The following is a 20,127-nucleotide window of genomic DNA, read 5'->3' as shown; positions in this document are numbered from 1 at the left end:
AGGCGCCGTGTCAGTCAACGATAAAGTTGAAGGTGACACCGCTTTCGCGAGCAAGCCCGCTCCCACAAGGTTCTTCAGTGTTCAGAGGCTCACCAGCGCATCCGCACCCCGAGGCTGCCAATAATTCCGTTAAGGTCGTTGTCATCCACGTCGCTGCTGTAATCGGCGCTCATGTACAGGCTCACTGCCGGCGTGACCCGTGCCACCAGTCCCAAACCCAACTCCACGGTTGAAGATTTGCGACTGCTGCTGATCTTGTCGACCTGATCCAGCGTCACCGTGCTGCCGGTATAGACCGTGTGCCACAGGTTAGTGCGCACGTAAGGCTCGACCGGCAACCCGTTCAAGTCATAACTGCCTTTCAACCGCGCACCGACGCGGCCGCTCCACGCTGTCAGGTCAGTCGAGGAAGCGTTGCCCGCGCTGGCGTAAGGAGCGTCGAGGCTAATGCGTTGATTGATCAGTTGCGCTTGCGGTTCAACCACCCAATTCTCACCCAAGCCGATCGGATAACCGCCCTCGACAGAAAATGTCATCGCGCTGCCTTCGGTGACCTGACGGTTACCTTGCGCGGTACGACTGAAACCACTGACCCGGCCGCCGCTGGCCGTCAGGTCAACATGCCAGCCTTGCGCGCCCACGAGGCTGTAATAAGCGCCCAGACTCTGGCCGTGCAGATTAAGCCTGTCAGTGTTCGGGGCGGCGAAAGCGCGTCGCGTCAGTGCACCCTCGGCACTCAGTTGAATCTGATTGTCGCCGCCGATCAGACCAAGGGTCTGGGTAGCGCCATTGTTGCTTTTCAACGTGACCACGGCCGGGCCCTTGTCCTCTGCGCCGGGCATCGCGTAACCAGAGGTCAGTGCATCGGTCTGAGCGCGTCGCGCATGTTTGCCATAAAGCTCATCCCATGCGGAGGGCGCCAGATCCTCGGTGATCAGGCGCGAAGTCTGTTGGCCCAGCGGCAGCGGGCCAGGGGTTATCACGGTGACCGGCAACGTCATCACTGGCACCTCCGCGCGATACCACGTGGGTTCATCCGCCGCAGAACCCGCATGCGCCTCCATGGATGAGCACAGCATCAACGAACCTGAGACTGTGCAAAGGGTGATTTTCAATTCGTGTGGGGTCAGTGAAGTTTTCATGGAGGTCTACCTTGCAGGCGCATGCGTCTTCTCAAGTTTGGCGTCTCTCCTACCCCGAACGAGGGGCGACCGAATAGAGCGGGGCGAACCGTGGCGGCTCGATTTCACGAGTGCCGGAAGGTCAGCCCCAGTAGTGATTCCGGGGGGTAGTAAGGTAGAGATAAGAAGAGCGATGCCCGCGCGTCAAGAAAATAGACGATAAGCGGTAATGGCAAATTGCACGACGCAAGTTACTGTTTTAAAAAAATAACTAAGTGATTGTTTGTACGTAAGAACCCGTTTACCAGCTGATCCGCACCCCCATATTTGCCACCAGCCCACGCTCATCGTTGCTGTCGATATTCTGGCTGTAGTCGGTACTCGCATACACACTGACAGCGCGGTCAAGGGTCAATATCACACCGAGACCGACGTCCGTTGTTGAAGACTTCTGTTCGGTACTGATCACGGTGCTGTCGCCGAAGGTGACCGAATCGGTGCCGGAGAACGTGTGCCAAAGGTTGGCGCGCAGGAAAGGTTCCACTGGCAAGCCACTGACCTGATAGCGCCCCTTGAGCCGCGCACCGAGACGGCCGGTCCAGGCGCTGTCGGAGTCGAATGAGACCCGGGAAATTCCGTCGTCCTGGCTGTCGAGAGAGATTTTTTGGTGAATGATCTGGGCCTGCGGCTCGACCACCCAGGTGTCGTTCATCGCAAACGGGTAACCCGCCTCGGCCGAGAGCGTCAGCGCATGGCCGCGGTTATCCAGCTTCACGCCGCGATCGGAATGATTGTCTCCATCGAAGCGGGTACCCATCACTACCGTATCGACGTACCCACCATGCGGATCGCTCAGCGTCCAGTACAGCCCATAGCTGTCGCCCTCAAGTTTGATCTTGCCGGCGCTGTTGTTTTGGAAACCCTCGTTGAAGCCGTCGACATCGCCTCGCAAGCGACTATGCCCGACGAAAAAACCAAGGCGCTGAGTCATGTCGTCCAGGATCAGCGAACTGTAAAGATCATTGCCGACCTGAAAGCCTTTGAGCGAACCGTCGAGGCTCGGGGTGACCGTGCCCGCCCAGGTCTGATTGAGGTTTTTGCCGTACACCCGGCCCCATCCGGCACCGAAGGCGCCAGTCTCGCTGAGCAGACGTTGATCACCCTGACGGTCATGGAACGTGCCCAGAGCGCTCAGCGTCAACTGCGCCGCAGCCGGTGGAAGCACCGACCAGGTCGGGACTTCCGGGCGATAAAGCGCAATGGGCGCGGCGCCTGCCACCGCAGCGGGCAATACTGGCAGCGGCGGGCTGCCGGCCGGCGCCACAGCGGCGATCGGTACAGCAACCGCCGGCACAATGACTGGAGGCACAATGATCGGAGGCAAGGTCGGGTCGGGGTTGGGCACGCTGACCACCGGTGGCGCGACTGGTGGCGCGACCACGGCGGAGCGCAGGTACCAACTGTTTTCCGTGCCGGCAGTGACGCCACCCTTGAACAGGTAATAATCATAAGCCCCGGCAGACACCGGGCCATTGAGCGTAAATGCATTATCGCTACTGACCGTGCTGCCTTGGGCCTGTACCAGTTGAATGCCATTGAGCTGAGTCAGCGCGCCAAGCCCGCCGATGTTGCTGACGCTGATCACCGTCGCGCCGTCGAGGCTGCCGTTGCTGACCACCAGCTTGTCGCTCGGGGAGTCATCGCCAGCGACGACGGTTTGCAACAGTAACTGGCCGCCGCTGCCGATGTAATTTCCATTGATCGTCAACGCATCATTGGTACGGCTGTTATCGCGGGTCAGATCAATGATGCCGGCGTTGTTGACGGTTACGGCTTGCCCGGCCAGTGCAGGCGATATAGCTCCTTGCGTCGAAAGGATCACGCTGGCGGCATCGATATTCAGCACGCCGGTGCCAGTGCCTGCGTCGCCCAGCACCAAAGCGTTCGAGCCCAGATCGAGGGCGCTACCGTTCAGATTGATCGTTTCCCAGTTGCTGAAGCGCGCGGGCAGGGCGGTCCGCGTGTTGTCAAAGGTCAATACGTCAGTGCCGGCGCCGCCGTCGACTCTCGGTGTGAGGGCGAGGATGCTGTCGTCCAGGTTGCGCAAGGTCGCGCTGTCATTGGCGACATCCATCAAAATCGCCGAGCGAATGATGCCGCCACCGTCCCATAACAAGCGATCATCACCCGCGCTGGCGCGGATCTCGCCGCCGATTTCCCCTCCGGTTACGGTAATGCTGTCGCTTCCGCCGCTGACACTGATATTGCCGCCGATACGCCCGCCCGAAACAATAATGGTGTCGGTGCCGAATCCGGCCACCAGATTGCCGATGATCTGTCCGCCGGACAGGTCAAAAATATTGTTGTCGAGCTTCATGTCGACGCGGCCGATGGTACCGCCGGTCATGCGTGCAACATCGCCGTCCTCGAACGCCGCGACGATGGTGCCACCCGTCATCAGGAACGTGTCGCGACCGTCACCTTGGCCAAGAAACCCGATGGAGCCGCCGGTCATCACAAAATCGTCGACGCCTGTGCCTTGATTGACGGCAAGGCTGATCACACCGGAATTGACCTCGACCCTGTCAGCACCGGCGCCAAACGACACGCTGCCGTTGATCTGGCCCGTGCCGCCGACAGGAAGGGTCAGGCTGTTGTTACCAGAGAGATCGGTCAGCGCACCGCTGGTGCCGCTGTCGCAAATGAAAGCATCGTTGCCAGGGCCCGCTACCAGCGAGCAAGCGGCCGTAACGGGCGAACTGTCCAGCAGCAGATAAGCAGGCAGCATCAGGAACGGCGGCAGCACCCGCAGTTTCGTGGCGTGGCGCATCATGACAGTCCCTCTATCATTTTTAGGGAATTCATCCATGAGCCATTCCTTTGTGAGCCGCCCCGTGCACCGATGCACCTTATGAGGTCCATGCTCCCGTTGAATGCGCCACTCCATGTGCTGCTGTAGGTGTAGAGGGTTTCGCCCGCTGATCAAGCGGTTCCGACAGACGGTCACGTCAGGATCGGTCTACAGATGTACTTCCACCGCTAATGGCAGGTGATCAGAAAGATGCGTCCACGGCTTGTTACCGAGGATTCTTGGATCATGGCTGCTGGCATTGCGCAGATAGATCCGGTCCAGCCGCAGGAGCGGAAAACGTGCCGGATAGGTTTTTGCCGGGCGGCCATGATGCCGTTCAAAGGCTTCGTGCAGATAATCGCGCCGGGCGAGGGCAGCGTTGCCCTGCAGCTGCCAGTCATTGAAATCGCCGGCAATGATTACCGGCGCATCGTCCGGCAGTGATTCCAGCAACTGGCAGAGCAGCTGCAACTGCAACTGCCGATGGCTTTCCAGCAGACTCAAATGCACACAGATCGCATGCACCTCGGCATGCCCGGGCACATCGAGGATGCAGTGCAACAACCCGCGCCGTTCGGGGCCGGTGATCGACACATCGAGGTTGCGGTATTCGCGGATCGGGTATTTCGACAGCAGCGCATTGCCATGATGGCCATCGGGGTAAACAGCGTTGCGACCGTAGGCAAAATCGCTCCACATGCTGTCGGCCAGGAATTCGTATTGAGAGGTTTGCGGCCATTCGTTGTAGCGACTCGAATGGCGTTCATGTTCACCCACCACTTCCTGCAGAAACACCAGATCGGCCGAGGTGCTGCGCACTGCTTCGCGCAGCTCCGGGAGGATGAAACGCCGATTCAGCGCGGTGAAACCCTTGTGGGTGTTGACCGTGAGTACCCGCAGGCGATGAATGACTGGCGCGTCGACCGCTTGACGCTTGGGATCGCTGGACACGTTCACTCCTCTGAATTGGGCCTTGCCTGTTCATGCGACTGATTTGAGAGGGTGGCAGTTCCTTCCAGAAACGGTTAATCGTACGCACGAGCCAGCTTCCACAGAGGTTGTTGGCGTCCAGTTGACCGAGATCAAACGAAGACAATCTCATACGGTAAGCGCATCCGTTCCAGCAACACCGGTGGCAGCAGCGGGGCGATGCCGATGGCCGGTTCGCCTTTCAGCTGGCTGGCATAAGCGTGAGTGGCGTGGCTCTTGCGCGCAACGGTCCAGGTATCGAGTCGCAGCTTGCGCGCACGCTCCCAGGGAATCATGCGCTGTTCGCGCTCCGGCCAGTGCCAGGCCCACACCGGCACATCGTGATAGCTCGCCCCGGCCTTTTGTGCCGCGTCGAAACTGGCCCGGCCCACCACTTCATGATCAGGCGGGCCATCCTTGCGCCAGGTGCTGAACACCACATCGCCCGGGCGCAGGTAACGGCCGATGAATTCAGTGAGCTGGGTCTGTTGATCACTCAGTGCGTTGTCGGTGAATCCGCCGCGCACCCATTTAAGGCTGTGCATTGGCAAGCCGAGGCGGCGCAGGGCTTCGACGCTTTCCTGCGGGCGGAATACGCTCAGGCGTTGTTCCGACCATTGCCGCGAGCCGGGGTGGCTGGCGCTGCCATCGGTGATGGAGAGCAATTGCAGTGGATGGCCAAGGCTGCACAGCAATTGCAACAAGCCGCCGCAAGTGACCACTTCATCACCGGGATGCGGGGCAATGACCACGGCGCGAGCGCCAGCAGGCACCAGACTGTGGGTGTTGATGACTGGAATATTGTCAAGCTGCGACGCGCTGTTCCAGATCTGTGCTGGCAGGCCGTGGTCGTTGAGCAATGAGGGTGTCATGAGTGCGACGTCCTTGTGGTGTCTCGCCCTCAGTCGTGAGCAGCCAACGCTGGTCGCGGCCCGTGAAGGCAAATGAATAGCAATGGTGCGGTGCTCCAACCCCTGGATTACCGCGAGGCAGAGTATTGCTCAAGCCAACGGATTCGTCGCGTCACAGATCAATCTGAATCGTATTTTTTTATTCCAACTGTGCCAGGTTTCGCAGGAAGTCACCGAATCCGCCCTTGGCCCGACTGTCGAGGCGGGCGCTGGTGTGCACCTGCGGCCGGTGACTCCAGGCGATATTGGCGCCGCTGCGTTCCAGCGCATGGACAAGTTGCACATCCTCATCACAGGTCAGCGGTTTGAAGCCGCCGGCCAGGCGATAGGCCTCGGCACTGACACCCAGGTTGGCGCCGTGAATATGTCGATGGCCATCGCGAGCCTGATAATCGCGGTGATAGCGAATCTGCGTCGCTTCATCGATCGACTCGTGCCAGTGCTCGACGGTGACCGTGCCGCACACCGCGTCAGCTTCCAGCCCCAGTTGCGCCGCCAGCCAGTCATCGGCGACGCGGCTATCGGCATCAGTGCAGGCGATCCAGCGCGCACCGCGTTCGAGCAGCAGGCGTGCACCGACGGCGCGGGCCTGGCCAACGTTGCGCGCATCGATCTGCAGGCTCAACACCGGATAAGCGTTGACAATCTGCGCCGAGCCATCGCTGCAACTATCCAGTACCACGAGAATTTCTACCGGCTCACCGGCCAGTTGCGCATGTTGGCTGGCACGCAAGGCGGCGCGCAGACATTCATCGAGCAGCGCCTCTTCGTTGTGCGCCGGAATTACAATGCCGATCAACGCAAGCCCTCCAGGGCCGCCACCGAGCGTGGCTCGCGGCTCCACAGTTCGAGAATGAAATCCGCCTCCTGATGCAACACCAGACGCGGCAACGCCAACTGATCGTGGATCTGATCGTGTACCTGGCGCGCATTCAGCGGGCAACCTTCGATTGGCGGTCGCCAGTGGCAGGCAAGCAATTGGCCGTCAGCGGTCAGCGATGCACTGATCCGGCGGATCACTTCGCTCAGATCATTCTCATCGAGGTAATAGCCGATTTCGCTGAATACAATCAGGTCGAATTTTTCCTCCGGCCAGTCAACCGGAAGGCGGCCCTGACGGACTTCGGCATGCTCGAACACGCTCAAGCGAGTACGCGCCAGCTTCACCGCTGCGCTCGCTGTGTCGCAACACAGCAGGCGGTCGCAGCGCGGAGCGAGTTCCGCACTCAGTTCGCCAATGGCGCAACCCGGCTCGAAAACCGACCTGTAGCGCGGCCGGGGCAAGGCAGCCAGAGTGATCGCGCGTTTGCGCTGCTCGTACCAGCGCTGGCGGAACGCCCAAGGGTCGTCATTATCAGCGAACAGCCCGTCGAAATAGCGGTCATCGACACTCAAAGGAATACCACTTCAAAAGGTTGCAGCAGACGATCGAGCACATAGGGTGCGAGCACTGGCCCGAGTCCGACGTCGCGATCGCCTTCCAACTGGCTGGCGAAAGCGTGCGCCGCGTGGCGTTTGCGTGCGATGTGTGTCGGTGAAAGGATAATCTTGCGCGCCCGATCCCATGGCACCGAGGCGTCTTCCGGGGTTGCCCAGTGCCAGGTCCAGACCGGCAGTTCATGGCAGGTCGCACCGACGCGCCGCGCCGCTTCGACACTGGCGCGGCCGACGGCCTCGTGATCGCTGTGGCCGTCCTGGCGCCAGGTGGTGAAGACCACGTCACTGGCATGCAGATAACCGCCGATGAATTCACTCAACTCGGTTTCCTGAGCCGCCACCTGGGTATCGGTGAAACCGCCGCGCAGCCATTTCAGGCTGTGCATCGGCAAGCCAAGACGCCGCAGCGCTTCGGCGGACTCTTGCGGACGCACCACACTCAGGCGTTCTACCGTCCAGCGTTGCGAGCCGGGGTGGCTGGCGCTGCCATCGGTAACCGAGATCAACTGCAGCGGTCGCCCGGCGGCCGCGAGCAACTGCATGATGCCGCCGCAGCCAAGCACTTCGTCATCTGGATGCGGCGCGATGATTACCGCGCGCGAGCCCAGCGGTACGAGGTCAAGAATGTCGATGGCGGGCAGCTCGGCCAGACGCCGCGAACCCTGCCATTGCTGCAGCGAAGTGCCTTGGCCGACGATCGGGTTGTCCTTCATAACGCCCAGACCTCGCAGGACTGGCCAGCAATTTGCTGGCCCAGTGCGGCAAGGTCGCGTTCGGCGTGACTCTGGCGCAGAAACACCGGCAAGTCGGCGCTCAGTCGCGCGAAATGCCGATCCTGACAAAACGGCCCGGCCCCCAGTGCCCGCCCGACTTCACGCATTACCTGCTCGGCAGATTGTTCGACCACGGCGCGGGCGCGGCGGGCCAGCAATTGGGCGTCAGCCTCAGGTTGCGCATCGATTTGCAAGGCGCTGAAACGCAACACATCGGCAGCCGCTTGCAGTGCGGTGTCAGTCGCGCCGAGGTGGGCGAGGGCATGCGGTTCATCGCGTTGCGCGCAATGCTGGCGCAGCCCTTCGGCAATCCGCCGCGAAGCGCCGTACCAGCAAGCCGCAATACCGATTCCGCCTTGCCAGAAACCCGGCCGCTGCAGGTAATCGCCGGGATTGCCGATGGCCTGCGCTTCGGCGTTGTCGAACAGCACTTCGACACTTCCGGTTGCCGCCATGCCCACTGCTTGCCAGCCTTGATCGGTGATGGTCACGCCAGGCTGATCCAGCGCGACTGCCACCAGTTGCTGCTGATCGTCAGCGTCCCACGCAGTGAGCAAGGCGTGGCTGAGCACCGCAGCGCCAGAACACCATGCCTTGCGTCCGTTCAGCGTCACCATCTGCCCGGACGGCGTGACTTTCACCCGTGCCTGCGGCGGTTCGGCAGCCCACATTCCCCACGTGCTGCCCGGCGTTGGCGTGCCACCCAACTGCTCGATGATCGCCAGCGCATCGGTGTGACCTTCATAGAGCTTGCATAACCCCAGATCGTGTCCGCCGACCTCCGAAAGACGCTGAAAACGCTCCAGCGTGTGACCGCTGCCAGGCAACGGCAAGCGGTCGAGTCCCGCCTCGACCATGGCGCGCAGGCAACGGCCGAGGGCGTTGGTGTCAGCGTAATCTGGCGGACGGCGGGCCAGATAATGTTGAAAGTCCATATCACTCTTCTTCGTCGCGTTGCAGTTCGAACAACAGCAGCGAACGTCCGGTCACTGAATACTCATGGCCGAAGTCGAAGCGTTCCTGGCCGCGAATCGACGGCTGATTGGTGTCGATCATGCAGGTCCAGAAGCCACCATCCGGTACTTCCGGCAACGTGAAGTTGACGATGTCGTGGTGCGCGTTGACTACCAGCAGCAGGGTTGCGTCGGCACCTTTGCGGCGGATGCCGGTTTCCTGTGCGCGGCCATCGAGCAGCATGCCCAGACAGCGATTGTGCGCATCGTGCCAATGCTCGGTGGTCATCTCGGTGGCGTCCGGAGCCAGCCAGGTCACGTCTTTAACGCCAATGTCTTCGTTATATTCGCCGACGAGGAAGCGCCCACGGCGCAGGATCGGATAGGTCAGACGCAGCTTGATCAAGCGTTTGACGAATTTCAGCAGCGCCTTGCCGTCCTCGCTCAGGTCCCAATTGACCCAACCGATTTCGCTGTCCTGGCAGTAAGCGTTGTTGTTGCCGTCCTGGGTGCGTGCGAACTCATCCCCGGCGACGATCATCGGTGTGCCTTGAGCCAGCAGCAGGGTGGCGAAGAAGTTACGCATTTGCCGGTGACGCAGAGCGTTGATTTCCGGATCGTCGGTCGGACCTTCAACACCGTGGTTCCACGACAGGTTGTTATTGCTGCCGTCCTGATTGTTCTCATCGTTGGCCTCGTTGTGCTTGTCGTTGTACGAGACCAGATCGTTCAGGGTGAAGCCGTCATGGGCGGTGATGAAGTTCACCGACGAATACGGGCGGCGCCCGCGCTGATTGAACATCTCGCCGGAAGCGGTCATGCGGCTGGCGAAATCGGCAAGCTGAGCGTCGTCACCTTTCCAGAAAGCACGCACGGTGTCGCGGAACTTGTCGTTCCATTCGACCCAGCCCGGCGGGAAGTTGCCGACCTGATAGCCGCCGGGGCCGCAGTCCCAGGGCTCGGCGATCATCTTCACCTGACGCAGCACCGGGTCCTGGCGGCAGGCGACGAGGAAGCTGTGGCGCTCGTCGAAGCCGTCATGGTAACGGCCGAGAATGGTCGCCAGGTCGAAGCGGAAACCGTCGACGTGCATCTCGCTGGCCCAGTAGCGCAGGGAGTCGGTGACCATTTGCAGGACGCACGGATGGCTCAAGTCCAGCGTGTTGCCGGTGCCGGAGTCGTTGATGTAGTAGCGCTTGTCGTCCGGCATCAAGCGGTAATAGGAGGCGTTGTCGATACCACGCATCGACAGGGTCGGGCCTTGCTCGTTGCCTTCGGCGGTGTGGTTGTACACCACGTCGAGAATCACTTCGAGATTTGCATCGTGCAGGTGCGCGACCATTTCCTTGAATTCGGCAATCTTGCCACTGGCCAGATAACGTGGATCCGGGGCGAAGAAGGCGATGCTGTTGTAGCCCCAATAGTTGGTCATGCCTTTCTGCAGCAGGTGCTGATCGTTGACGAAGGCATGGATCGGCAGCAGTTCAACGGAGGACACGCCGAGCTTGCGGATGTGCTCGAGCACGTCGTCAACCATCAGGCCGCCAAAAGTGCCACGCAGGTTTTCCGGTACCGAAGGGTGGCGCATGCTGATGCCGCGCACGTGGGTTTCGTAAATGATGGTCTTGTCCCACGGCACGCTGACGCGATGGTCGTTGCCCCACGTATGCGCCGGATCGATGACCTTGCACTTGGGCACGAACGGCGCGCTGTCGCGCTCGTCGAAGCTGAGATCGGCGTCGGGGTGGCCGATGGTGTAGCCAAACAATGCTTCCGACCATTTCAGCTCGCCCACCAATTGCTTGGCGTACGGGTCGATCAACAATTTGTTGTGGTTGAAGCGGTGACCGTTGGCCGGATCGTAAGGACCGTAAACACGGTAGCCGTAGATCAGCCCCGGATGCGCATCGGGCAGGTAGCCGTGATAGATCTCATCGGTGTATTCCGGCAGCTCGATACGCTCGAGTTCCACTTCGCCGCTGTCATCGAAAATGCACAGCTCGACTTTGGTAGCGTTGGCGGAAAACAGAGCAAAGTTCACCCCCAGACCATCCCAGGTTGCGCCGAGCGGGAAGGGCAGGCCTTCACGGATTCTCGACGGCTCAGCGTGCGCAGCGGGTTCGGCTTTCTTTGGACGGGTCATGATTGCTCCTGCAAAAAACGGGACGGTTCAGGCAATGGGCTTACCTTGTGAGAGCGAGCTTGCTCCCATAAGGAATTGTTTTTTCTCCCATGGTGGGAGTGGCTTTCTTCGGGGCGCAAAAACCCCTTGTGGCGAGCAAGCTCGCCACACAGTCGTTCAGTTCAATAATCGTGGACGGTGTCAGATCGCCGGGGGCTTTCGCGGGGCTCGCGGCTTTTTCTGCGCAACCTTTTCGCCCGGCGGGACTACTTTGGGCGTCGCGGCAGGCTTGGCTTTGCCCGCTGGTTTGGCTTTGGCGGCTGTCGGTGTTTTACCGTCGAGGGTTTTGGCCTCGGCGCTCTTGGCCGCTGTCGTCTTGCCAGCCACCTTGCTGCCAGCCGCTTTCGGTGGCTTCTTCGGCGCCAGCGCCTCGGCTTCAGCCAGTTTGCGCGCCATCTCCCAATGACGTTCTTCCTGACCTTCCGGCTTACCTTCCGACTCCCAGATCTGATAGGCGAATTCGCGAATGCGTTTATCGTCGGTGCTCATCGCAATGCTCCTGAACTGAACTCATGCTTGTGTCAAGTGTTGGATAAAGAGATTGACCGGGACATCCCCCAGCGCTTCGCTGACATTCAGCTCCCTGTTTTGTGTGACTACGCTGCTGGCAAAAAGTCCCTTCAGGTTTGCATCCGAAGCGGCAGACGGTAAAACCACCCGCGTATCGCCCCAGCGCAGCGCATCGACCTGCGGGATGGCACTGTTTTCCAGCAACTTCGCGCAACGCACCGGCACTACCACGATGACCCGCACGCCGTCGTGTTCACGTGCGAATGCCAGCACGTTATGGGCCTGACTGCCCAGCACTTGCAGCGGCTGATAATCGCCACGGCGCAACAGCTCGCTGTGGTCCTTGCGCAGATTCAGCACAGCGCTGATCAGCGCCTGCTTGATGCGCCCGTCACGCCAGTTCTTCAGCAGTTCTGCTGGCGGCACGGATGCCTGCAGGGATTGCTCGCGGGCGGCGTAGTCCACAGGCCGGCGGTTATCCGGATCAACCAGGCTGAAGTCCCAGTACTCGTTGCCCTGATACAAATCCGGCACGCCAGGCACGGTCATGCGCAGCAAGGTTTGCGCCAGCCCGTTGAGCGCGCCGGCAGCGGCAATGCTGTTGACGGTCTTGCTCAGCGCTGCACGCAGCAATTGGCCTTCTTCGCCGGTGAGCAGTTTTTCCGTAAAGGCCTGTGCTGCGTTTTCGTAGGCTTCGTTCGGCGCGCTCCAGCTACTTTGCAGCTTGGCTTCACGCAGAGCTTTCTGCTGCCATTGCCAGATGCGCTTGGCGTAATCGGCGAAACCAGCCTCGTCATCGTCACGCAAGTCCAGTGGCCAGCTGCCGAGCAATGCCTGATACAGAATCAGTTCATCACCCGCGGACGGCGCTTCATCTTCGATGCGTACCGGGCGGGCGAGGGCGCGCCACAGTTCGACCTGGTCGGCGTACCAATGGCTGCGCTCGCTGAGGACGGCCAGCCGGGCGCGGGTGTCTTCGCCGCGTTTGTGATCGTGGGTCGCGGTGGCCAGCAGGTTATCAGGGAACTCTGCCATGCGTCGTTGATTGACCTCGTGGAACTCGCTGACCGGCGCGCTGAATTGCTCGGTGTTGTAACCGACATCGTTGCGCGACAGCAGCACCGCCGAGCGATACAGCGCGGTGTCTTCCACGGCTTTGGCGGCCGCCGGCGAGGTCAACTGCTGGAAGCGCACGCAGGCATGCTTTAGGATCTTGCGCGAGCGCCCGCGCGGCTTGCGGCGCCACGGCGTGCCGCCGAGCCAGCCGGCGACCGAATCGAGCACCGGCCAGTCTGCTTCGCTGAGGGCTTGCCTCGCACCGTCCATGGCGTGCTGGAAGATTGCTTCGTCCTGCTCCGAGCGACCCATGGCGCTGATGTAAGTGCGGTAAACCGGGAAATGCACGATCAAGGCGTGCAGCACGCGGCGGATTGCGCCAAGGGTCAGGTCGCGGGTCATCAAGTCATCACGCGCCACCTGGTGCAGCGCCTGCGCGACGCTTTCGAAGTCGCTGGCCAGTGAACCATTGAGGATTTGTTGCCGGGCCAGTTGCGCCTCTTCGATAAACGCGGCCGGGCGCTCGGTGCGGCGCTGCCAGAGTTCGCCGAGCACCTGTTCGCCGTCCGGATCATGTTGCAGCAGCGACAGCTGATTCATGAACTCGTAACCCGTGGTGCCGTCCACGCTCCAGTCGCGGCGCAGGGTTTCGCCTTCGCCGAGAATCTTTTCGACATAGATAGGCAGATGACGTCCCGGTGCCAGCTGGTCAAGACGACGGCGCAATTTACGGCAGTAGCCACGCGGGTCGGCGAGGCCGTCGATGTGGTCGATGCGCAAGCCGTCGACCAGACCTTCTTCGACCAATTGGAAGATTTTGCCGTGGGTCGCTTCGAACACCGCCGGACGCTCGACGCGCAGGCCGCCAAGCTCGTTGATGTCGAAGAAGCGCCGCCAGTTGATGTCGTCCGCCGCCGTGCGCCAACTGGCCAGGCGATAGCTTTGCCGTTCCAGCAGTTCGTGAAGCTTGTGAAAGCCTTCCTCGGTGGTGGAATCGTACTGTGCGAGGTTGCCTTCGATAGTCGCCAGAACACGCGGATCGCTTGCCAGCTCGCGCAGCTCCTGCTTGAGCGGCATCGCCAGCGAATGGGCATCAGTCTGGTAGCTGAGCGTGCTGAAACGATCGGCCAGGGATTTGAGCGCGTCGTCGGATTTAAGTAGCTCCCCATAATTGTTCGGGCAGATCGGGAAGTGATGGTCGTAATGCTCGACGTAGAAACTGCCGATCTGTGCATTGAACTTGAGCTTGAGCGTGCCTTCCTGCAGCGCCACGCCGTAGTCGCTACCGAGGAACGGCAACAGCAACTGGCCTTCCATCAACGGGTCTGGCGAGTGCCACTGAATGTCGAAGAACTCGCCGTACGGGCTCAGGCGTCCCCATTCCAGCAGGTCGAGCCACCACGGATTGTCGTTGCCGCCCACGGCCATGTGGTTGGATACGATGTCGAGGATCAGCCCCATGTTGTGTTCGCGCAGGGTGCTGACCAGTCGACGCAATGCCGGCTCGCCGCCCAGCTCAGGGTTGACCTGAGTGGGGTCGACCACGTCGTAGCCGTGCATCGACCCGGCGCGCGCGGCCAGCAGTGGGGAAGCATAGATGTGACTGATGCCGAGTCGGGCGAAATACGGCACCAGTGGCACCGCTTGCTCGAGGGTAAAACCTTTATGAAATTGCAGGCGCAACGTGGCGCGCAATGGCTCGATAAGCTGTTGATTCATTGGTCACGCTCAGTGGCTTGAAGGCGCGCGCAGGCCAGCAGTTCCAGGCGGCGGGCGGCATCGGGGCCGTCCAGCAACGCTTCGCTGGGACCGGGCAAACGTCGCGACCAGTTCGGATGTGAGTCAGTGGTGCCGGGCAGATTCGCCTGTTCATCGATACCCAGGGCATCTTCCAGCGGTAGCAGCACCAGCGGCGCGCGGGTGTGGCCGAGGAAACGGATGCTGGCATCGACCACTTGGTCGGCTTCATGGGACTCTTCGCGGAAGTTCTGCGGATCCTGCCTCAGCGCATCGCGCAGGCCCTCGCGCTCACGCTCGCGATGCCGGCGCCAGTCGATTTCACCGTTGGCGTCGACCAGACCGAGGCGCGCATTCCAGTCGATATCGCGTCCATGCCACCAGCCATTGAGCGTCGGCAGGTCATGGGTGCTGGTGGTGGCCAGCGCGTCATCGGGCCAGTCGAGAATCGGTTTGAAGCGAGTGTTGTCCTGTTCGAACAACAGCACGCGCATGCCCAGGATCGAACGCGCGGCAAGTTTTTCGCGCAGGCCTTCCGGCACGGTGCCGAGGTCTTCACCCAGCACGATGGCTTGATGTCGGTGCGATTCGAGGGTCAGCAGGCGCAGCATGTCGTCAAACGGGTAATACAGATAGGCACCGTCGGCCGGATCAGCGCCGTTGGGGATCACCCACAAACGCTGCAGCCCCATGACATGGTCGATGCGCAAGCCGCCTGCGTGGGCGAAGTTGGCCCGCAGCATGTCGATGAAGGCACGGAAGCCATTCCGAATCAGCCCTTCAGGGGAGAACGCGGAGATGCCCCAGCCCTGGCCGCTGCGATTGAGAATGTCCGGCGGCGCGCCCACGGTCAGCGAGGCGAGCAATTCGTCCTGAAAACTCCACGCCTGACTGCCAGCGCCGTCCGCACCGACGGCGAGGTCGGCGATCAGGCCGATACCCATGCCGGCACTGCGCGCGGCAGTTTGTGCACGCTCCAGGCAGCGATGAATCAGCCATTGGCAGAAGGCGAAATAGCCGATGCGCTCGGCATATTCTTCGGCAAAAGCACTCAGCGCCGCGCCGCGCGGGTCGTGCCAGTGCTCCGGCCATTCGCGCCAGTCGAGGCTTTCGCCACGGGCGGCACGCATTTGCTGAATCGCTTCGAAGCGGCAATGGTTTTCCAGCGCTTCGCCACCGCAGTGACGAAAACTGGCGAAGTCGGCATGCAGCGGATGTTCGCCAGCGATAAAGCCGTCATACAAGGCTCGCAGCAGTTTCTGCTTGGCTTCGGCGGCAGCCGGCCAGTCGATCAGTTTGAGATTTTCCAGCTGCTCGAATTGAGCGGCCAGGCCACTGGCATCGATCGCGTCACGCAAGGCGCGTTCGCCGAGAATGCTGCCCGGGGCGGCATACAGTGAATTGAGAAACAAGCGGCTCGATGGCGAATAAGGGCTGTAGCGGCTGGTGTCGGCGCTGAACATTGCGTGCATCGGGCTGATCGCCAGCGCATCGGCGCCGCGCTCGCCAGCCACGCGGACCAGTTCTTCCAGCGCCTGCGTATCGCCGAAACCCCCATCACCTGGCCGGCGCAACGCATACAGCTGTGCGCTCAGGCCCCAGGCGCGAGGGATTGGGCTATCGACGGCATCGCCCACGCTGAAGCAGCGCTCGGGCGCAACGGCCAGCGTGAAATACTGATCGCCGATGTGCACTTGCTGATAACCGACCGGAATCAGGCCGGGCAACATCGCCTCGTTGTCCAGTTTGAGGTTCATCTGCGAGCCATCTTCAAGATGAATTTCGCAGGGCGTGTCCGGTGAAAAATAGCGACTCAGGTCGAGCGCAACGCCTACGTCGCAGGTCAGCAGGGGCGGTAAATGGCGGTCTTGCTGAACTTCTTGCAATTCCAGCAGGCTGGCATCGATTTCTTGCGCGGTGCTGGCCGGGTGGCCGAGTCCGATGAGGACATTGCGCAACACAGCAGGAGCGACTTTTTGCTGACGCCCGTTGGCGTCGATCCAGTCGACGGCCAGGCCGGCTCGACTGGCGAGTATTTCCAGTTGCGCATCGCTCATAGGCGCTCTCCATCCAGGGGGTGCATAACGGGTGCGGCCGTGAGGCTGACGAGCGCGGTGTACGCCGGCAGTTGGTTCGGGTCCGACAGTTCGATGGCGGCTGGCTGTTGAAACAGCCACTCGGTCTCGGTCTGTGCAGGGTTGACCACTGGCTTATCGCTGAGGTTCAGGTCAATTCGCAGCTCACTGCCGTTGCCCAGTCGCCAGCGTGCACTGACCGCGCCATAGCCGAGCATTTGCGCGCCCAGCGCCTGGGTGCCGGAGAGATTGGGAATGATGTACTGGTGACGCAACTGCAGCAGTTGCCGGTAGAGCTCTTGCGTCTGCTGTTGGAGCGGCGTGCCACTGCCAGCCAGTCGCGGCTGCGAGGCGCGGAAGGTGTCCTCGGCATTCGGATCGGGAATCTGCTCGCGCTTGTGCGGGTCGGTGAAGGCGCTGAACGCGGCGAACTCATTACGCCGACCTTCACGCACCAGTTTTGCCAGCTCACCGTGGTGGCTGGTGAAAAACAGAAACGGTTGCTCGGCAGCGAATTCGTCGCCCATGAAGATCAGCGGAATCATCGGCGACAGCAGCAACAGCACCGTGGCCGCTTGCACTGCACGCGGGTCGGCGAGCTGATGCAGACGCTCGCCAAAGGCACGGTTGCCGATCTGGTCATGATTCTGCAGAAACAGCACGAAGGCGGTGGAGGGCAGATGTTCGCTAGGTTCGCCGCGAGGCTCGCCATGACGCGTGATATGGCCCTGAAACACGAAGCCTTGGCTCAGGCAGCGCACCAATTGTTCGGTGGGTTGCGCGGCATAGTCGGCGTAATACGCATCGGTTTCGCCGGTCAGCAGCACATGCAGAGCATTGTGGCCGTCGTCGTTCCACTGCGCGTCGTAATCGGTTTCCAACAGGCTCGACTGGTTCAGCTCGTTCTCGACGGTCAGCCAGACGTGCCGGGTCGGGTCGATCTGCTGGCGAATGCGCCGCGCCAGATCGCTGAGAAAATCCGGGTCTTCAATCGCGTGCACCGCATCCAGACGCAAGCCGTCGAAACGGTATTCGAGCAGCCACATCAGCGCGTTTTCAATGAAGAACTCGCGAACTTCGGGGCGACGGAAGTCGATCGCCGCGCCCCAGGGCGTGTGTTTGTCTTCGCGGAAAAAGCCTTTGGCGTAACGATGCAGATAATTGCCGTCTGGACCGAAGTGGTTGTAGACGACGTCGAGAATCACCGCCAGGCCATGGCCGTGGGCGCTGTCGATCAGGTGTTTGAGCTGCTCCGGGGTACCGTAGGAGGCTTGGGGCGCGTAGGGCAACACGCCGTCGTAACCCCAGTTGCGATCACCGGGGAATTGCGCCAGCGGCATCAATTCGATTGCGGTAACACCCAGCGCAACCAGCCGCGCCAGATGCTGTTCGACTTCAGCGAAACCACCGAGCGCACCGACGTGCAACTCGTAGATCACCGCTTCGCTCCACGGCCGACCATTCCACGCCGTGTGTCGCCATTGATAAGCATGCGGGTCGACCACCACGCTGTGGCGGTCGAGATCCCCATCCTGCGCCCTGGAGGCCGGGTCGGGCACCTCCAGTTCGCCATCAATGCAGTAACGGTAGCGGCTGCCCGCCGGGCAGTTGGCCTTGATCACAAACCAACCGTCGCCCTGGGGCAGCATCGGCAACGATCTTTCACCTTCCAGTTCCACACTGACGTAGAACGCGTCAGGTGCCCACAGCGCAAACTGCGTGTGTTCGGCATCCAGCATGATCGCGCCGTGGGGCCAGGTTTCTTGGGTCCTTGACGGCATTTTCTGCAACTCCCTGGTTATTTATGGCTGGCTTTACCCAACGCCTTGGCGACCAGTTGTTCGTAAAGTTCGGCGTACGGTTCGACTGCTTTGCTCCAGTTGAACGGTGCGGCCATGGCCCGGCATCGCATGGCATTGAGCAGTTCCGGGAAGGCGAAAACCTTGAACGCGCGGCTCAGGGCTTCCTTGTAGCTCTCGACGGTGGATTCATCGAAGAGAAACCCGGTAACGCCGTTTTCGATGGTGTCGGCAAGGCCGCCGGTATTGCGCGCCACCGGCAGCGAGCCGAAACGCTGGGCGTACATCTGGCTCAAGCCGCAAGGTTCGTAGCGTGAAGGCATCAACAGGAAGTCGCTGCCGGCGAACATGCGCCGCGCGTCGGTTTCGTTGAAGCCGATGCGCACACCGATCTGGCCAGGGAAGCGCAGGGCCAGCTCGCGCATGGCTTGTTCTTCTTCCGGCTCGCCACGACCGATGATCGCGATCTGGCCACCGTTCTGCACGATGAACTCGGACACCGCTTCAGTCAGGTCGAGGCCTTTCTGATAGACCAACCGCGAGACCACGGCGAACAGTGGGCCGGTAGAGTCATGCAAGCCAAACAGTTCACGGACGTGAGCGGCGTTGACCGCTTTGCCTTCCCAGTCGCCGATGGCGAACGGGGCAAACAGGTGTGGATCGGTTGCCGAATCCCAGCTCTCATCAATACCGTTCGGGATACCGCTGAGCAGGCCTTGCTGGGTTTTGGCAGCGAGGAACCCGTCGAGGCCGCAGCCGAAGTCCGGAGTAGTGATTTCCTGCGCGTAAGTGGCGCTGACGGTGGTGATGTGGCTCGAATAGGCCATGCCGGCCTTGAGGAACGACATCTTGCCGTAGAACTCCATGCCTTCCTGTTGCAGCGCATGGGCGGGAATCCCCAGCTCCGGGCAGGAACCGAGGCTGGTCACGCCCTGATAGGCCAGGTTGTGAATGGTGAACAGGGTCGGCGTGCGTTGCCCGCGCCAGTGCATGTAAGCGGGCGCGAGGCCAGCCGGCCAGTCATGCGCGTGCACCAGATCCGGGCGCCAGTGGATTTGCGCAAGGTTGGCGGCGATATCGGCAGCAGCGAGGCCGAGACGGGCGAAGCGGATATGGTTGTCCGGCCAGTCGCGACCGTTGTTGGCGCCGTAAGGGCCACCTTCGCGCTCATACAATTCAGGGCAGATCAACACATAGATCACCAGGCCATCGGGCATGTCCATGCGACCGATTTTGCAAGGTGGCAGCGCGGCGTGGCCACCCAGCTCGCCGATAATGTGGATCGGGTTTTCGCTGTGCACCACTTGCGGGTAACCGGGAATCAACACTCGCACATCGTGCAGATGGGCCATGGCCCGGGGCAAGGCGGCGGAAACGTCGCCGAGGCCACCGGTCTTGACCAGATCGGCGATCTCCGACGTCACAAACAACACTTTTTTCTTGTTGGGATTCTGGCTTGCTACCGGAGCAAGCGTCTTGGTGCCGGGTACGTTGATCTGTCGGCTGCCGGGAACACTGATGGTGCTCGATTCTCCAAGCGACTGGTGAGCACGCTCTCCCTGAATATCCAATGCCGCACTGATCATATGTATCTCCCGTGTGTGATCTGATTCTTGTCTCGAACAAGCTGTTTCGTGGCCAAGTCCTGTGGCCGGGCGCAAAGGCGCCACGCATCGGTGAGCAAATGCTGACCCAACACGCGCAAGCAGAATGGGTGGTGAGGCCGTTGCAAGGATTACACCAGTCGCTTTCG

Annotated in this window: 14 protein-coding genes; all 14 read right to left on the bottom strand. The window is 61.2% G+C overall.

The genetic code is table 11. From position 1 onward, the window contains the following. Positions 1–89 precede the first annotated feature (89 nt). Entirely contained in the window at positions 90–1,142 is a 1,053-nt protein-coding gene (locus ACIGDJ_RS01425; protein WP_101159527.1) for an autotransporter outer membrane beta-barrel domain-containing protein, read from the bottom strand. 280 nt (positions 1,143–1,422) lie between these two features. Further along, positions 1,423–3,954: an autotransporter outer membrane beta-barrel domain-containing protein gene (locus tag ACIGDJ_RS01420; protein ID WP_397478173.1), complete on the bottom strand. Its 2,532-nt coding sequence runs from the start codon at positions 3,952–3,954 to the stop codon at positions 1,423–1,425. 186 nt (positions 3,955–4,140) lie between these two features. Further along, positions 4,141–4,923: an endonuclease/exonuclease/phosphatase family protein gene (locus tag ACIGDJ_RS01415; protein WP_101159529.1), complete on the bottom strand. Its 783-nt coding sequence runs from the start codon at positions 4,921–4,923 to the stop codon at positions 4,141–4,143. A 131-nt stretch (positions 4,924–5,054) separates the two neighbouring features. After that, a complete protein-coding gene (locus ACIGDJ_RS01410; RefSeq protein ID WP_101159530.1) occupies positions 5,055–5,813 on the bottom strand; it encodes a PIG-L deacetylase family protein in 759 nt (252 codons plus the stop codon). A 178-nt stretch (positions 5,814–5,991) separates the two neighbouring features. After that, on the bottom strand, positions 5,992–6,651 hold the full coding sequence (locus ACIGDJ_RS01405) for a glycosyltransferase family 2 protein (protein ID WP_101159531.1): 660 nt from the start codon (positions 6,649–6,651) through the stop codon (positions 5,992–5,994). Next, entirely contained in the window at positions 6,648–7,247 is a 600-nt protein-coding gene (locus ACIGDJ_RS01400; RefSeq protein ID WP_397478172.1) for a class I SAM-dependent DNA methyltransferase, read from the bottom strand. The genes ACIGDJ_RS01405 and ACIGDJ_RS01400 overlap by 4 nt, the downstream gene beginning before the upstream one ends. Then, the gene (locus ACIGDJ_RS01395; protein ID WP_312999342.1) at positions 7,244–8,002 is read right to left on the bottom strand and encodes a PIG-L family deacetylase; all 759 of its coding nucleotides are present in this window, start codon (positions 8,000–8,002) and stop codon (positions 7,244–7,246) included. Before ACIGDJ_RS01395 ends, ACIGDJ_RS01400 begins: the two co-directional genes overlap by 4 nt. Next, on the bottom strand, positions 7,999–8,997 hold the full coding sequence (locus ACIGDJ_RS01390; protein WP_101159534.1) for an acyl-CoA dehydrogenase family protein: 999 nt from the start codon (positions 8,995–8,997) through the stop codon (positions 7,999–8,001). The genes ACIGDJ_RS01395 and ACIGDJ_RS01390 overlap by 4 nt, the downstream gene beginning before the upstream one ends. 1 nt (position 8,998) lies before the next feature. Next, on the bottom strand, positions 8,999–11,158 hold the full coding sequence (glgX, locus tag ACIGDJ_RS01385; protein ID WP_101159535.1) for a glycogen debranching protein GlgX: 2,160 nt from the start codon (positions 11,156–11,158) through the stop codon (positions 8,999–9,001). A 180-nt stretch (positions 11,159–11,338) separates the two neighbouring features. Beyond that, entirely contained in the window at positions 11,339–11,686 is a 348-nt protein-coding gene (locus ACIGDJ_RS01380) for a DUF2934 domain-containing protein (protein ID WP_397478171.1), read from the bottom strand. Positions 11,687–11,707: 21 nt separating this feature from the next. Beyond that, the gene (locus ACIGDJ_RS01375) at positions 11,708–14,482 is read right to left on the bottom strand and encodes a malto-oligosyltrehalose synthase (protein ID WP_101159537.1); all 2,775 of its coding nucleotides are present in this window, start codon (positions 14,480–14,482) and stop codon (positions 11,708–11,710) included. Next, entirely contained in the window at positions 14,479–16,557 is a 2,079-nt protein-coding gene (gene malQ / locus ACIGDJ_RS01370) for a 4-alpha-glucanotransferase (RefSeq protein WP_101159538.1), read from the bottom strand. The genes ACIGDJ_RS01375 and malQ overlap by 4 nt, the downstream gene beginning before the upstream one ends. Further along, positions 16,554–18,356 carry a malto-oligosyltrehalose trehalohydrolase gene (treZ, locus tag ACIGDJ_RS01365; protein WP_101159539.1) on the bottom strand — a complete coding sequence of 601 codons (1,803 nt, stop codon included), beginning with the start codon at positions 18,354–18,356 and terminating at the stop codon, positions 16,554–16,556. The genes malQ and treZ overlap by 4 nt, the downstream gene beginning before the upstream one ends. 17 nt (positions 18,357–18,373) lie before the next feature. Further along, entirely contained in the window at positions 18,374–19,960 is a 1,587-nt protein-coding gene (gene glgA / locus ACIGDJ_RS01360; protein ID WP_039760491.1) for a glycogen synthase GlgA, read from the bottom strand. Between the last annotated feature and the right edge of the window lie 167 nt (positions 19,961–20,127).

The organism is Pseudomonas sp. NPDC079367 (assembly GCF_044542195.1).
GTDB lineage: Bacteria > Pseudomonadota > Gammaproteobacteria > Pseudomonadales > Pseudomonadaceae > Aquipseudomonas.
Note: the sequence above shows the minus strand (reverse complement) of the source record. Positions and strands in the feature narration are given on the sequence as shown.

Excerpts from the sequence above, each read along its gene's own strand:
- ACIGDJ_RS01425 (WP_101159527.1), bottom strand. The coding sequence starts at position 1,142 with ATGAAAACTTCACTGACCCCACACGAATTGAAAATCACCCTTTGCACA.
- ACIGDJ_RS01420 (WP_397478173.1), bottom strand. The coding sequence starts at position 3,954 with ATGATGCGCCACGCCACGAAACTGCGGGTGCTGCCGCCGTTCCTGATG.
- ACIGDJ_RS01410 (WP_101159530.1), bottom strand. The coding sequence starts at position 5,813 with ATGACACCCTCATTGCTCAACGACCACGGCCTGCCAGCACAGATCTGG.
- ACIGDJ_RS01395 (WP_312999342.1), bottom strand. The coding sequence starts at position 8,002 with ATGAAGGACAACCCGATCGTCGGCCAAGGCACTTCGCTGCAGCAATGG.
- ACIGDJ_RS01390 (WP_101159534.1), bottom strand. The coding sequence starts at position 8,997 with ATGGACTTTCAACATTATCTGGCCCGCCGTCCGCCAGATTACGCTGAC.
- glgX (WP_101159535.1), bottom strand. The coding sequence starts at position 11,158 with ATGACCCGTCCAAAGAAAGCCGAACCCGCTGCGCACGCTGAGCCGTCG.
- ACIGDJ_RS01380 (WP_397478171.1), bottom strand. The coding sequence starts at position 11,686 with ATGAGCACCGACGATAAACGCATTCGCGAATTCGCCTATCAGATCTGG.
- ACIGDJ_RS01375 (WP_101159537.1), bottom strand. The coding sequence starts at position 14,482 with ATGAATCAACAGCTTATCGAGCCATTGCGCGCCACGTTGCGCCTGCAA.
- malQ (WP_101159538.1), bottom strand. The coding sequence starts at position 16,557 with ATGAGCGATGCGCAACTGGAAATACTCGCCAGTCGAGCCGGCCTGGCC.
- treZ (WP_101159539.1), bottom strand. The coding sequence starts at position 18,356 with ATGCCGTCAAGGACCCAAGAAACCTGGCCCCACGGCGCGATCATGCTG.
- glgA (WP_039760491.1), bottom strand. The coding sequence starts at position 19,960 with ATGATCAGTGCGGCATTGGATATTCAGGGAGAGCGTGCTCACCAGTCG.